The organism is Spirochaetota bacterium (assembly GCA_038043445.1).
Taxonomy (GTDB): domain Bacteria; phylum Spirochaetota; class Brachyspiria; order Brachyspirales; family JACRPF01; genus JBBTBY01.
The window spans coordinates 61233-74825 of sequence record JBBTBY010000027.1; the positions used below are offsets into that span (position 1 = coordinate 61233).

Below are 13593 nucleotides of genomic sequence, written 5' to 3' on the forward strand. Positions count from 1 at the left end.
GTCTCCTCAGCGGGGGGTGAGATTGACGTTCGAGTACGTCGCACCGGTTATCGATTTAAGGGCTTCGAGTGCAAGCACGCGTACTCCCCATATTTCCTTCGCGTTATAGAGGTATTTCTCAAGCGGTTTTACCGCGCGGTAATCGCGCAGACGCCCGAGCGCATCGATGACGATCATCTTTTCCTGGTCGTCCTTCGCTGCGGCGAGCAGGGGTTCGAGCACGGGGTAGATGCGCGGGTCGTTTATATACCCGATGCCGTCGATGACGGCCGCGCGTTTATCCGGCGGCGAATTGAGCAGGTTCGTGAGGATGGCGATATCAAGGTCGGGTACATCGGCCAAGCGCCCTATCCAGCGTGTTGCGTGATAGATATCCTCGTGGTCGTAGTAGAATTCGAACGCCTTGACGGCGAAGGTACTGTCCGGGGTACCCATACGGAACGCGTGTATGAGCGCTTTGTCGGCCCGTTCAATGGCATTAGTGACAGAAGGAGAGAGCGTCGCCCGCCGGTCATCGGCAACGGATTCAAGACGCAGATACGCGCGTGAAAGGTCGGCGTACGCGCGGGACGCAATACCCGAACGGCCGCCCAACAGTACCGTATCGATGAAGGACCGCAGAGGATTCTCCTTCTTTTTCTGGGGCATCAATGGCGGGGGGGCCGGCTGCGAGACCGGAGGCGGGACGGGGCGTTTCTGCTCCCGCATTTTCGGCGTCGGAAAGGGTATCGCGGTCAAGAAATTCTCGACATAGAAATGCAGTGCCGCTTTATCGGTCAGGGTCCGGATGAGCCCCTCTGCAGCGCGCGCTGCGGTTTCCGAGCGGACGTCCTCCGGTATGCGATCTGAGACCGCGTCGAAGGAGAGGACGTATGCCCCGCGAAGCGGGACGGCTATGGTCGCACCGCGCGGGTCGATATATCGTTCGCGCTTTTTTGCTTCATAGAAATCCCTGAGCGCCGCAGGGCCGACATCGGCGGACATGCGGGCATTGCTCGCTACGGAGGCGATGAGCGTATCCGCGAGCACACGGTCATGGATGGCGTATCGTTCATGCCGCACCGACGGATGATTATCTATCCAAAGACCGGCATAATGGCGCATGATGACGGCACGTGATACTTCCTGCTCGATGAGCGCGCACTGCATTATCCAATTGGTCGAAGCGGCCTGGTATTCCATCTTCTGCATATCCGTTGCGTTCTCCGGAGGACGTACGGATGAAAGAAGAGCGATGAATTCGCCGTAGGTGAACGTGTAGTCACGGTACTGCGCGAGTACCGCGTTCGAAGCCGGCGATGAAGCGAGGATGCCGTATGAGCGGCGTATGTCGTTCGCGCGGATGAGGCGCTGTTCCTGCGACCGTATCATCCAGCCGATCTTCTGCGCACGGTATTGCTCTCGTCCGTAGCTGTCGTTCTTTATCGATTGAAGGACCTTCGGGTCACGCTTCTGCTTTCCATACAGTATGAGCGCCATGTAGCCGAACGAGGCATCGATGAGGCGTATCTCTCCTTCTTTCATCGATGCGATCATCGGGGCGATCTCGGGGTCGAAGCTGTAATAATCGCGCGTTTCGACCATCGGGAATATGCGCCAGTCAGCGGGAAGGGGGCCGGCAGCGCCGATGTTCGATACGCCGTGCGCGCGCATGTTCGATATTAACGTCAGCATCCCGCGCTTGGCCTTCGCCCGCATATCCGCCGGGAGATAGAACGCGACGGGCGCGAAAACGGCGCCGGTGGAATAGCCGACAGCAAGACGGTCGAAGTCCGATCCGGTGAGCCTGACACGGGGCGTTACGATCGCTGACTGATAGACCGAACGTTTGAGCGATCCGATCTCCCTGATAAGGGCGTTCCTGAACTGAGGCGACTTGTCGATGCCGCGCGCTTGTGCCTCTTTCACCATGAGCCGCCGTTCGACGAGCATGCGTATCTCGTTCTTCTGCGCTTCCATATTGCCGACGATGGAGGCTTGACGGGACTCATCGTACGTACGCATCGCTTCCTTGAGGTCGCTCCTGCGTATCTCGCCGCCATGATATGCCGCTACCGGATTGCGGTCGCTGCAGCCGGTCATGATGAGGGACAGGGTAAGGAGCGCCAGCGGTATCGTCATGGTTTTCATACTGCAAAGTATATCAGAAACCGCTTACATGTAAATATGCGTTTTATTTCTTTTTATCGAGGGTGCGCCTGAACCATGCGATAGTATCGGCGACCGTGGTCTCAAGCGGCCGCGGGGTGTAACCGAGCTCGCGCTTCGCTTTTTCGGACGACACCGATGGGTTCATCTGCAGTATATCAACGGCCTTTACCGTGAACATCGGGTCGGTATGCGAAACGGCGTACCACAATTCCATGAAACGCGCTATCACCCGCGCCATGCTTGCGGACATACGGAGCATCGGCCGCCGTACACCGGAGAGGCGTTCAATGAGGAGCATAAGCTCATGCACGGAACACGGCGTTCCCGCGGCTATGTATTTTTCGCCGGCACGAGCGCGTTCAGCGGCGAGTATATGGAGCACGGCGACATCGCGAACGTCCACGAAATCGAATCCCCCGTCGGGATAGCCGATGAGCTTCCGCGACATCGCGTCATATATCATGCGTCCGAGGGCCGAGGGGCGGCGGTCGAACGGACCGATGATGGCGGTCGGGGATACTATGATCGTTTCGAAGTCCCTGACATTCTGCACCATGATGCTTGCAAGCGCTTTTGTCCGCCCGTACTCCATGATCGCATGGTCGGGATCGAACGAAGTTCCCTCGGTGACCGTCAAGCCCGGCACACCGATACCGAGCGCTTCGATGGAACTTGTATACACGAGACGCCGCACACCCGCTTCGCGGCAGGCGCGAATGACATTTTCAGTCCCCGCAACGTTCACTCGGTGCAGTGCATCGGAATGCTTCGGTACGATGGAGATGAGCGCGGCGGTATGATAGACGGTGTCCGCTCCGGTGAACGCGCGCACAAGCGAGGCGGTATCGGTTATATCCCCTTCGTGCACGACGGCGGATGCCGGTATGAGCGGCCGCTGCCTCTGTGAACGAAGCAGTACGGATATCGTCTCTCCGCGTTCGTCAAGTTCATGGACGAGGGCCTGTCCGAGATGTCCTGTCGCTCCGGTAACCGCTGTCATGGGGAATTCTCCTGAACCATAATACGCTTGCCTCTGCTGAAATGCAAATCGCACGCGGCTGCTGAGTCGACGGCAGGATGCCTGATTAGATACAAATATGCCTGAACATACATTTACATTCTACGGGGGATATAGAATACTGGTACAAGGAAATACAGCGTTATGCGCGAGCAATGCACAAGTGCTGCACAAGTGCTCAGGAGCGACCGTGGTCAGAATACTAACCTATAGTGTATGTTTTGCCGCATTTATTTTTACTCTGACAGCAATGCCGTCGTACGATGACGTTCTGCTTGTCATCAAGGCGGGAGATGCAGCATCGGCGGAGATAGGGACGTATTTTCAGACGGCGAGGAAGATACCTGCGGTCAATGTCGCCACGATATCGCTCTCCGGTTCGGGGGCGACAAAGGTTCCCATGGCGCAGCGCGATCAATTCGTAACCGACATAAAGAATTACATCGATGCGAACGGTCTTGCCGGCAAGATAAACTATATCGTCCTGTCATCCGGGTTCCCGACGAAAGGATATGACAATGCCGGCAGCACGGCCTGGTCGATCCTTGATGTGTATATCATGCACAAGCTTTCGTCGATGTATCCATTGGCGTCATGGTGCACCAATAACCCGTATGCCTATATTCGGAAGAGCAATTATCTGAACCGCGAGAGCATAAAATTCTCGAAGAGCAAGTACGGCTATTACATCGTCACCCGGCTTGACGGCCCGAGCCGTTCGGCCATCAAGAAGATGATCGATAATTTCGGACCAACGGTGTTCGATTCCTGGCAGGGCGGCGTCAAGTATGTCGTCGACTCCATGGCGCAGTACACCGGCTCGTCCGCGCAGCAGCATCACGAGGATATACGGGCGAACATCACGGCGCGCGGGGGCACATTCGTGCTCTGGAGAACGAATGACGGTTTCGTGAATAATTGCTCCGGCATCAATTTCCTCGACGCGGACTGGGTGGTCGGTGCGGATGGCGCCTATTCGCGCGGATCGGTCATCTCGAGTTTTCCGCATCAATGGAAGCGGCTGTCGTTCCGACCCGGCTCGGTCATGCAGACGTATCGGTCGTTCCCGACCGGCGATGGTTATTTCGCGACGACGCAGTTCGGGCTCTGGGAATACAACCCGGGAACGCTCACAAGCAGAATGGCATCCGACGGCAGCGACTACGAAGTGATGAATATGGCGGATGTCGGTATCAACGAGGACGATCATACGATATGGTGTGCGACAAGTCTTCATCCGGACCATGAGAGCATCAGTACTCATGACCATGTCTCGGTGGATTATATGCGACGTCACGGCGCCGGGGTCGCGGTGTATGATAAATCCGGGAATCTTATCGTCCGCTATACGAAGGATAATACGGGCGGCGGGCTCCTGTGCGATGCGGTATACACCGTTTCCTATGATAAATTCAATCACCGCATGTGGGTCGGGACGTTCTCCGGTGTCTGTTATTTCAATACCGTCACGAGATCCTGGGGTACGCCCGCGGGGCTTACGCATCCGGACGGCGCGCGTGTCGCTCAGATTTACGTTGACCCGACCACGTCGGGGCAGCGTATCTATGTGACCTTCACCCAGGGCGGATCGGGCACATCGACCCGCGTTCCGAACAGGCTCGCTTCGTGGCACCGGGTCTTTGAATACAATGTGGGGGGCAATTCGACCGCGGTGCTGAGTCTCGGTGTTGCCGATACGTTCTACAGCGCGAAAGTGGCGAAGACCGATGCGGATATCATCTGGTTCAGGTACGGTACGAACAGGAACAGCACGAATTTCTATTATCTCAGGAAGGTGCAGCTTTCCACGAGCGCGAAGTTATATGAGGTGTCGTTCCGTGATATCGGCGGTTTGGATTATACCCCGCCGATGTCGCATGTCCGCTGTCCGCATAACATTGTTGTCGATGCGAGCGGGGCGACGAAATATCTGTATACTCCCATCGGCACATCGAATGCGGCACCGACGATAAAGAACGGCGTGCTCCGAATTACGGAAGGTGCAGTCCCCGCCGCGGAGATCTGGGGGTCCGCAGGAATGTGGACGGGAACGTCTCCGGAACTGGCGAATGTCGTGGGGCATGTGGTCATACAGAACCCGTTCCACCCGGACCGCATCTACCTTGTCACCCGCCAGCATTCCACGATACGGTCAACAAGCGGAAAGATATTCGAGATGAGTTCCGTGAATACGGCCGGCACCGAAATAAAAGCGGGGAGCACATCGCTCATCAATGTGAACGGCGCGGTGTTCGACGAGCAGAGCGACGGCAAGCTCTGGTTCGTGCGCTACCAGTATGCAGCGGTCGGGCAATACGCACTGTATGAACTTTACAATTACGGTCTTACCGGCGCCATGGGCGGCTTCAGTCACGATGGGTTCTATTATGACGGGCAGATGCTGTCCTCGACACCGCCGGCATCGGAATTCATCGCGAATACCGAACCGGATTATCATCTCTACAGCGCCGAGTCATCGGGTTCCCCGACGCTCATGTCCATGTATCAGCTGAAGGGCATGGCAATGCTTCTGCTCGACGGATTCTATTTCGCCGAGGCGCGTTTCGGCTCATTGGCGATATATCCGACACAGGGGAGCGGCGGCCATTACGCACATATGATCGTCATGGACCCCAAGGCGGCCCCGTATGCACCGCGCGTGGATCTCAGCGCATTGCATCCGAACGTTACGGAAAGCATCTACACCGCGGAAGTGTTCACCCCGAGCGTTGCGAGCAAGAGTGCGTTCATCGCAGGCAGCATCAATGCCGGCACGGTCCGTTTGTACGGCCCCGGGAGCGTCTACATCCCCGCCGACAGCATAACGCTCAATGACAAGGGAACATCGCTTGAGATACGGTATGACGCGAGGACCGGGGCGACAGCGAGCGGTGCGTACACCCTCGTGCTCAAGTGCGGTGTTGACGGTATCAAGAACGCACGGGGCGCGTCGCTGGTGAATACGAAGGCGGATGAGTTCAAGGACGAGGTATCCCTTACCTACAATGCCGAGCTTGACCATACCGCACCGACGGTCGCGGGATTTCCGGCGAGTTTCACGACGAATCGCGGTTTCACCATTGACCTGACCGTCGATGAGGATAATGGATATTGGTCGACGAACGGTGTGACGTATACGGCATTTGCAAAGCCGGGAACGAGCGTATACATACGGCGTACGGTCACGTTCTCGTGTTACGGCCGCGACGCTGTCGGCAATACGAGCGCCACACAGGCAAGGATATACACCGTCAACAGCAGAAGGAGCCCGGCTATCCTTTCGGCAAGTACCGTACTGAGGCCCCTGTCCAATGCCGTCGATCTATCGCTTACGCTCGAGGCGCCGCTCATCCCGTACGGGCTTGCGTATTCCTACGCCCTTGCCGGGAGCTCCCAGTGGATACCGATCAGCGGGGGGAATTTGCTCGGCACAACGACGGGGCTTTTTGATACCGGCGTGAAGAACACATGGGTCGTGCGCGGCGTTGACACCTCGAAGAAATGTCATCTCATGGTCGTGGCGGACAATGGAGAGGACATCGGCGAACCCTATATCGTGAGCAATATCACCATCTCCTCGCTGTTCTCGCTGCGCAATGATCTCACGCAGGCGGTCGCCCTCGGCAACCCCTACCGCAATGGCGACGGGATAGAGTTCGTGAACATCATGGAAGGCACGTCGGCTTCGATCTATTCCATTGCCGGTAAATGTCTCGCGACCGTTCCCGCGGGTACCGGGACCGAGGGCAGGCTGCTCTGGAATGTGCGCGCGAAGGACGGCGCCAAGGTCGCTCCGGGCGTGTATGTCTGCGTGCTCAAGTCGTCGTGGGGGACGAAGGTCCTTAAGGTGATGGTCCTGCGCTGAACGGCAGACCGTCCTACTGCGCTGCGTATTTCTTATTGAACTCAGCGATGCGTTTCGCTATCAATGGATGCGATGCGCTCGTCATATTGAAGTCCTTGCTCTGCCAGACGAAATGCCACACCCAGAGGCATATGAGCGGCGCACCCTCTTTTTCACAGGCGTCGATGTATCGAAGCGTCCACTCCATGCCGGGGTCCTCGGCATGCTTGGGCGTATCCTGTCCGAGCTCGCCGATGAACACCGGTTTTCCCGAGGCGAGAGCGGCGTGTACGAGACCGATGCATCGCTCACCGCTCGTCGCGGGCCATCCGGGGTATTTTTTTTCGTCGGTAAGATTCCCCGGTTTGCCGTATTGATGGAAGCTGAACACATCGAGCGATGACTGCGAGGCGATATTGTTCGCAAGGAGCTCGTCCCATGTGTCGCTCCGGTACTTGAAGTCGGGGAATGTCTCGCGGCGGCTCGTGCATTCATCGCGTGTCCTCGAATCGCCGCTCGTGATGAGATGGTTCGGGTCGATCGACCTGATGAACGCGGTATGCTCCTTGTATATACGCATTATCATGTCCCAGGTGAGCGAGTCCTCGCGTTCGCCGTTGGTGCGTATCGTGTTCGGGAAATCGGCCGGATAGACGCCTTTGGGTTTGAGCGGGCGGTTCTTCACATCGACGTCCGCTTTGAGCATCACCTCGTTCTCAAGCTCCCACATGAGCACGGTGGGATCGTCCTTGTATCGCGATACGAATTCCCGGATATATTTCATCGTCGCGGCATAGGTCTTCGATGACGGATCGAGTATCGCCTGCGCGGGTTCAGAGCACCAGGAATACCACCCTGTCACTGTGCCGAGGGACGGGATGAGTCGGATGTTATTCGTGCGGCAGAGCGCGAACACCTCGTCCATCATTTTCCAGTACCGTTCGGGATCTTTAGCGTACAGAAGACTTATATCTTTCGGATATCCCGGGCCTGCGAAAAAGCGCATGAAGGCCACGCCGTTCTTCGCCGCATCAAGGACGCCGTCTATCATCGCCTGCTTCGCGTTCTCATGCGTGCCGTATTTTTCGCGATCATGGAACCAGGTGCCCATGTACGACTGATGGAGATTGGGCATGTTCACGCCCATGGCGCGGTATTCCTTTCCGTTGAGATAGAGCTTTGCCCCTTGCTTTGTTACAAAACCGATGGGTGTTGTGTACGCTGCGCACGCGGTGATGATGGCGGTAATGACGAATCGATAGAGGTCTTTCATGGGGGCTCCTGAAAGCGATATCGTTCTTGTCCTTGCCGCTATACTGTACTGCAACGGATGTGCAGTGTCAATGTACACAACTGTTTTTTGCCTATCTGATAATGCTTTCAGCGAAGTCACATCGAAACGATGCGCTTTTTTTCGTTTGATGAGCGTATGGCATCGAATATCGTGGAAAGCTCGAGCGCCGCGTCCAGCGACACCGGATAGGCCGCTTCCCCGCGAATCGCTTTTGCGATGGCGGCATAGATCTCATTCGTGTCACCGTAGATGTCGCCGAGCGTTTCCACACTCTCGCTGGGCTTTGCTCCTTTCATGTCGGCGTACTTCGTCGGGTCGTCGGGCTTCGGCGGTTCATGACGGATAAGCGTCAGCTGTTTTCCATGGACGATAACGCTCCCTTTCGTTCCCTGTACTATCCAGTTGGGCATTGCCGTCGGCGTCATGGTATGCTCCGCAAGCACAAGCGTGCCGTTGGAAAGCGTTATCGCGGCGAAGAAATTATCCTCGACGTCGCCGGGATTGATGACCTGCTTCATGTTCCCGTACACGGTACGCGGCTTTCCGCCCCCGATCAGCACTGCGGGGAATACGATATGCGGTCCCCAATTGAGGAGATAACCCCCGCCGCAGCGTTTTTCCGTCTGCCAGTCACTGCGTGTCCCGAAAGCGGTGACGATGCGGCGTATCATGAACACATCGCCGATGGTCTTCTGCTCGATGATCTCGCGAAGCCTTCGCGTGTCCGCACCCCAGAACGTCGGAAGCCACGGAAGGAGCATGCGCTTCGTGCGTTTCGCCGCGGCTATCATCGTACGCGCCTCACGCGCGTTCACCGCCCAGGGTTTTGTGACAAGGACATTCGCCCCCGCGGAAAGTGCATCGCATGTCATGGCGCAGTGCTGGTCTGTGCGGGTGACGATGATAACGAGATCGAGTTTCTCTTTTGCAAGCATTTTGCGATGATCCGTGTATGCCGGACAGGAAAAGCGTTGTGCCGCCTCGTCGCGGCGTTTTGCGTCGATATCGCAGACTGCCGCCATGGTGAATCCTTTGTTCGTGCCGACGCCGCCCGCATGCATGGTGCTGCCGTTGCGTCCATAACCGAGTATGGCGGTGCGAATGGTGTCCATGTCGCGCTCCTTCTGTGATAAATAACGATACTGCGGAAAGGTACTATCGATGCCCCGCACAATGAATGGACGAAACCGGAAACGGCATGGAGAATCTCGCGACACTTTGCTTTTTTCGCGATTTTGTTATACTTCCCGCATGGAAGTACGACTCCTCCGACATACGCCCGACCCTGAAACCGCGGTAGCGACCGCCGCGCGGCTATGTTATTCCCCGGCGAGCATCGCCGATCTTGAGACGAAGATAGCGAAAAGCGATGTCGATGCGTTCATTACGAAGCTTGCCGACATGAACCATTATACGCCCTTTGAGCATGCGAGCTTCACGTTCGGCATCGACGGTGTTTCGCGCGTGACCACGCATGAGCTTGTGCGCCATCGCCTGGCGAGCTATTCGCAGCAAAGCCAGCGCTACATCGCCGAGGGGGCTTCATTTACGTACACTACGCCGCCGGCCATACAGAAGGACAAGGCGCTTGCATCGCGCTACGAGACGTTCATGAACGAGGCGGCATCGCTTTATCGCCACTTCATCGACAGCGGGGTGGAGCAGGAAGATGCGCGGTATGTGCTCCCCAACGCGAAAGAGGCGAAGATAATAGTGACGATGAACGCGCGCGAGCTTATGCATTTCTTCAATCTGCGCATGTGCACCCGTGCGCAATGGGAGATACGCGCCATGGCGAAACGCATGTGCGAGCTTGCGAAGGGTGCGGCGCCGGCGCTGTTCAAGAACGCGGGCGCATCGTGCGATACGCAGGGGTTCTGTCCGGAAGGGCAGTATTCCTGCGGCAGATTTCCGACACTGAAAGAGACAATAAAAGGCAAGGAACAATGAAAAAGAAAATCGATAGAAGGACCGTGGAGACCGTGGGCGGGCAGGCCGTCATTGAGGGCGTCATGCTCCGTGATAAGATGCATTATGCGGTGGCGGTGCGCCGGGAGAAGGGCGATATCGTGACCAAGAAGGAAGCGATAGTGAGCGCGGCTTCCAAGTATACGCTTTTCAAGCTGCCGTTCCTCCGGGGCATGCTCAACTTTTTCGAGCAGCTGAAGCTCGGATACTCTATCCTCACGTATTCCGCTGATGAGGCCATGACCGAGGAAGAGCGTAAGAAGGAAGCGGCGAAGAAAAAAAAGGGGAACGGCGATTGGGTGCTTACCATCGCGCTCATTCTTTCGCTCGTGTTCGCGATAGCACTTTTCAAGGCATTGCCCTTCGTGCTCACCGTGCTCCTCGGCGGCCTTTTCAATTCCAAGAACATGGCCGTCGACCATCCCATTGTTTTCAACAGCATAGCCGGCGTCATCAAGCTCCTTGTGTTCTTCTTTTATCTTCTCGCCATGTCGCTCATGAAGGACATGCGCCGTATGTTCCAGTATCACGGGGCCGAGCATAAGGTCGCCAATGCGTACGAAGCGGGGGAGAAAATATCGCCGAAGACAGTGAAGCGATTCCCCGTCGTTCATCCGCGCTGCGGGACGACTTTCATCTTTCTCGTGCTTGCAGTAGGCGTTGTCGTCTACATCGCCATGCAGCCGCTCATCAACAGCCTGCCGGGCTTCCGTACAATGGGTAAATTCCAGAGCAATATCGCGATACTGGCGATACAGATAGGCATGCTGCCTTTCATCGCCGGTATTTCCTACGAACTTCTCAAGCTCGCGTTCCGTTTCGAGAAGAATTTCGTCCTGCAGGCGGCGATCTTCCCGGGGCTGTTGTTCCAGCGTCTGACGACGAAAGAGCCCGATCAAAAGCAGATCGAGGTCGCCATTGCCTCCTTCGAGAAGCTCAAAGGCGCATGAGGCTTTTTCTCATTGCGGTCGCTGCCTCGCTTTCCCTGTGGGCGGCGGACGTCCCGGTGCGGTTGTACTCCATCGGCGTAAGCGCGGCGCATCCCTCGATACCGGCAAATCCCGAACTGCCATCGCTCATCGAAGAGCTTTTTCAGACAACGACATCGGTGAATGTGCCTGAGGAGTCGGTATCATTCCTCACCGGTCCCTTCGCGCGTGCGCAATTCATAAAGAAATTCACGGCAAGGACCATAGCCGCCGACGGCGTCGTGGTACTCTATCTGAACACCTATGCGCTTCGCGGCAAAGACGGCATTCTCCTCGCAGCGTCGGACAGCGTGCTTTCCAATACGGCTTCATTCCTCCCGCTTGCCGATGTGCTCTCATTCACTCCGCGCGCGCTTGTTCTCATACTCGATACGCCCGTTTCCAATGTGTCACCGCTTATCCCCGTGAGCGATGCGTTCGTTGCTGCCGCATGCGATGCGCTCCTTGGGAAGATACCTCATTCCATCATACGGAATGCCGCCGGCGGGAACGCGTTCATACGGAGCATGGTGGGTAATTTCAGTATCCGCGTCGGTACCGATACGAAAGGCATTGACGGAACGGTCACGGCCGGGGAGTTCATCGGAGCACTGCCGAAGGCCGAGACGACAGCGAACACGCTCGGTGATATGAGCAATGCCGTTATCGCGTCCTATCAGTGGGGGAGCGGGTCAGTGTCATTGAGCACCAATCGCTTCCCCGTGCGGCGAGCGGTGCTTACGAGGAATTTCGTCGTGTACCGGCGAGCGGTGAACACGAATGCCGACGCTTCCTATACGATAGCGACGAATGTGTCGCAGGGGAAGTGGAAGTAGGGGGGGCAACCCCTATCCCCGCCTCTTTCCACCCGTGGCGGCTTTGCCGTCAGCTGCGCCAAAGGCGCACGTCTGAGAAGGGAAAGGGGAGAGTAACCCCGATACACGCGACTCTATAAATTTTGTTGTAGAATAATATGATTGGTATATACTACGGGCATAGATTGCGAATAGTTTTTTACGCGAGGACGCTCGATGCAGAATTTGCTCAACGAATTGACAGCATTGCTCTCCAAAGATGAACGCCTCGCGGCAGACGGCAAACTCCTCAAGAATAAAGTCATAGAGCTCGCACTAGGAATGGACGCCGATTATAAGGTTTCGGGAGCGGATAAGAAATTGAATAAGTTTTTTTACACAAAATAGCGGAAGGAGGCTTTTATGCGCTTGACCATCAACATCCCCGACAGCGCCTTTTCAAGCATATGGGTAACGCCGGAAGAATATGTGAAAGAGATGGAAAAAGCTGCGACAGTAAAATGGTATGAGATGCGGAAGATCACGCAGGACAAGGCCGCCGAAATATGCGGGGTGACCCGCGCCGAGTTCATTAAAGTCTTAAGTGAGTATAAAGTTTCAGTGCTACAGGACGACGAGACCTCTTTGCATGAGGAATTGGATGAGTAACGAGATCGTCCTCAATGCCTCGCCGATAATACTCTTTTCCAAAACGGGGTATTTTCATGTTCTGCGGAAATTGTTCGATAAAATGTATATTCCGCGTGTCGTGGTGCAGGAAATAGCCGTCGATGCTTCGAATGAAACAGCAACTGTATTGAAAGAAGACGGCATTGTCGTGCATTGCAACACGCAGAATAATGATAAAGTTATTTCATGGGATCTCGGTATTGGAGAAACCGGCGTAATTTCGTTTGCTTTGGCGAATCCCGCCGTTCGTCCTGTGCTGGGTGACGCGGAAGCGAAGGCGTGCTGCCTGTCATTGGGGATCAAACCACTCGGTACCGGATCGGTATTGATCCTGGCGAAACGTGCCGGGCTGTTACCGTCCGTAAAAACGGTGCTGCTTGAGATGCGTTCGAAGGGAATGTGGATCTCGGATGCGGTTGTCGATTCTATTTCCTCAAAAGCGGGGGGATAATGCCTCAAACTCTTGAACAGGAGATAACGACCTGTGTAAGGCACGAAAAGTCATTGCCCGAAACGCCGAAACATATCCGCGACAATCTCAATTCTGCCTTTGATCTCAGACCGTATCAGCACGAAGCGTTCGGGCGTTGTCTGCGGCATGTGTTCCACTGCGAAGTGTGAACACGCCGCTGTAGCGGGTTTTTTATCCTGCGCAATGAAGAATTGACCCGCTGCAGGGAAGAAATCGACCGCTGTAACAAGCAAATGGTTCGCATCACACAGCAACAATGGTCATTCAGAATAATACATTATTTACGATACATTCTATGTTCAAAACAAGCGAGCCCCTTTCCCTTCCTAGACGTGCGCCTTTGGCGCAGCTGGCGGCAATGCCGCCACGGGTGGAAAGGGGCCGGGGGATAGGG

At 55.9% G+C, this 13593-nt stretch carries 11 protein-coding genes; 7 read left to right on the forward strand and 4 right to left on the reverse strand.

What is annotated here, in order from left to right; translation table 11 throughout:
• Positions 1 to 6: 6 nt before the first annotated feature.
• Together AABZ39_04055 and AABZ39_04060 are read right to left on the reverse strand one after the other, a co-directional pair.
• Positions 7 to 2121 carry a HEAT repeat domain-containing protein gene (locus tag AABZ39_04055; protein MEK6793924.1) on the reverse strand — a complete coding sequence of 705 codons (2115 nt, stop codon included), beginning with the start codon at positions 2119 to 2121 and terminating at the stop codon, positions 7 to 9.
• 52 nt (positions 2122 to 2173) lie between these two features.
• Positions 2174 to 3151, reverse strand: a complete 978-nt coding sequence (locus tag AABZ39_04060) for an SDR family oxidoreductase (protein MEK6793925.1) — start codon at positions 3149 to 3151, stop codon at positions 2174 to 2176.
• 208 nt (positions 3152 to 3359) lie between these two features.
• Between AABZ39_04060 and AABZ39_04065 the strand changes: the two genes are divergently transcribed.
• The gene (locus tag AABZ39_04065) at positions 3360 to 7034 is read left to right on the forward strand and encodes a hypothetical protein (GenBank protein MEK6793926.1); all 3675 of its coding nucleotides are present in this window, start codon (positions 3360 to 3362) and stop codon (positions 7032 to 7034) included.
• Between the two features lie 13 nt (positions 7035 to 7047).
• On the opposite strand, the gene AABZ39_04070 is transcribed toward AABZ39_04065, so the two are convergent.
• Positions 7048 to 8286 (reverse strand): cellulase family glycosylhydrolase, encoded by a 1239-nt coding sequence (locus tag AABZ39_04070; protein MEK6793927.1) that lies wholly within the window; start codon positions 8284 to 8286, stop codon positions 7048 to 7050.
• Positions 8287 to 8402: 116 nt separating this feature from the next.
• Positions 8403 to 9419, reverse strand: a complete 1017-nt coding sequence (locus tag AABZ39_04075) for a Gfo/Idh/MocA family oxidoreductase (GenBank protein MEK6793928.1) — start codon at positions 9417 to 9419, stop codon at positions 8403 to 8405.
• 139 nt (positions 9420 to 9558) lie between these two features.
• Here AABZ39_04075 and thyX point away from each other — a divergent pair, with 139 nt between their 5' ends.
• From thyX to AABZ39_04105, 6 genes are all read left to right on the forward strand, one after another.
• Positions 9559 to 10257 carry an FAD-dependent thymidylate synthase gene (gene thyX, locus AABZ39_04080; GenBank protein ID MEK6793929.1) on the forward strand — a complete coding sequence of 233 codons (699 nt, stop codon included), beginning with the start codon at positions 9559 to 9561 and terminating at the stop codon, positions 10255 to 10257.
• Entirely contained in the window at positions 10254 to 11225 is a 972-nt protein-coding gene (locus tag AABZ39_04085) for a DUF1385 domain-containing protein (protein MEK6793930.1), read from the forward strand. The genes thyX and AABZ39_04085 overlap by 4 nt, the downstream gene beginning before the upstream one ends.
• Positions 11222 to 12079 (forward strand): hypothetical protein, encoded by an 858-nt coding sequence (locus AABZ39_04090; GenBank protein MEK6793931.1) that lies wholly within the window; start codon positions 11222 to 11224, stop codon positions 12077 to 12079. The genes AABZ39_04085 and AABZ39_04090 overlap by 4 nt, the downstream gene beginning before the upstream one ends.
• 195 nt (positions 12080 to 12274) lie before the next feature.
• A complete protein-coding gene (locus tag AABZ39_04095) occupies positions 12275 to 12445 on the forward strand; it encodes a hypothetical protein (GenBank protein MEK6793932.1) in 171 nt (56 codons plus the stop codon).
• Positions 12446 to 12460: 15 nt separating this feature from the next.
• Positions 12461 to 12706, forward strand: coding sequence for a UPF0175 family protein (locus AABZ39_04100; protein MEK6793933.1), 246 nt, complete (start codon positions 12461 to 12463; stop codon positions 12704 to 12706).
• Positions 12699 to 13178, forward strand: a complete 480-nt coding sequence (locus tag AABZ39_04105) for a DUF3368 domain-containing protein (GenBank protein ID MEK6793934.1) — start codon at positions 12699 to 12701, stop codon at positions 13176 to 13178. The genes AABZ39_04100 and AABZ39_04105 overlap by 8 nt, the downstream gene beginning before the upstream one ends.
• Positions 13179 to 13593: the final 415 nt, after the last annotated feature.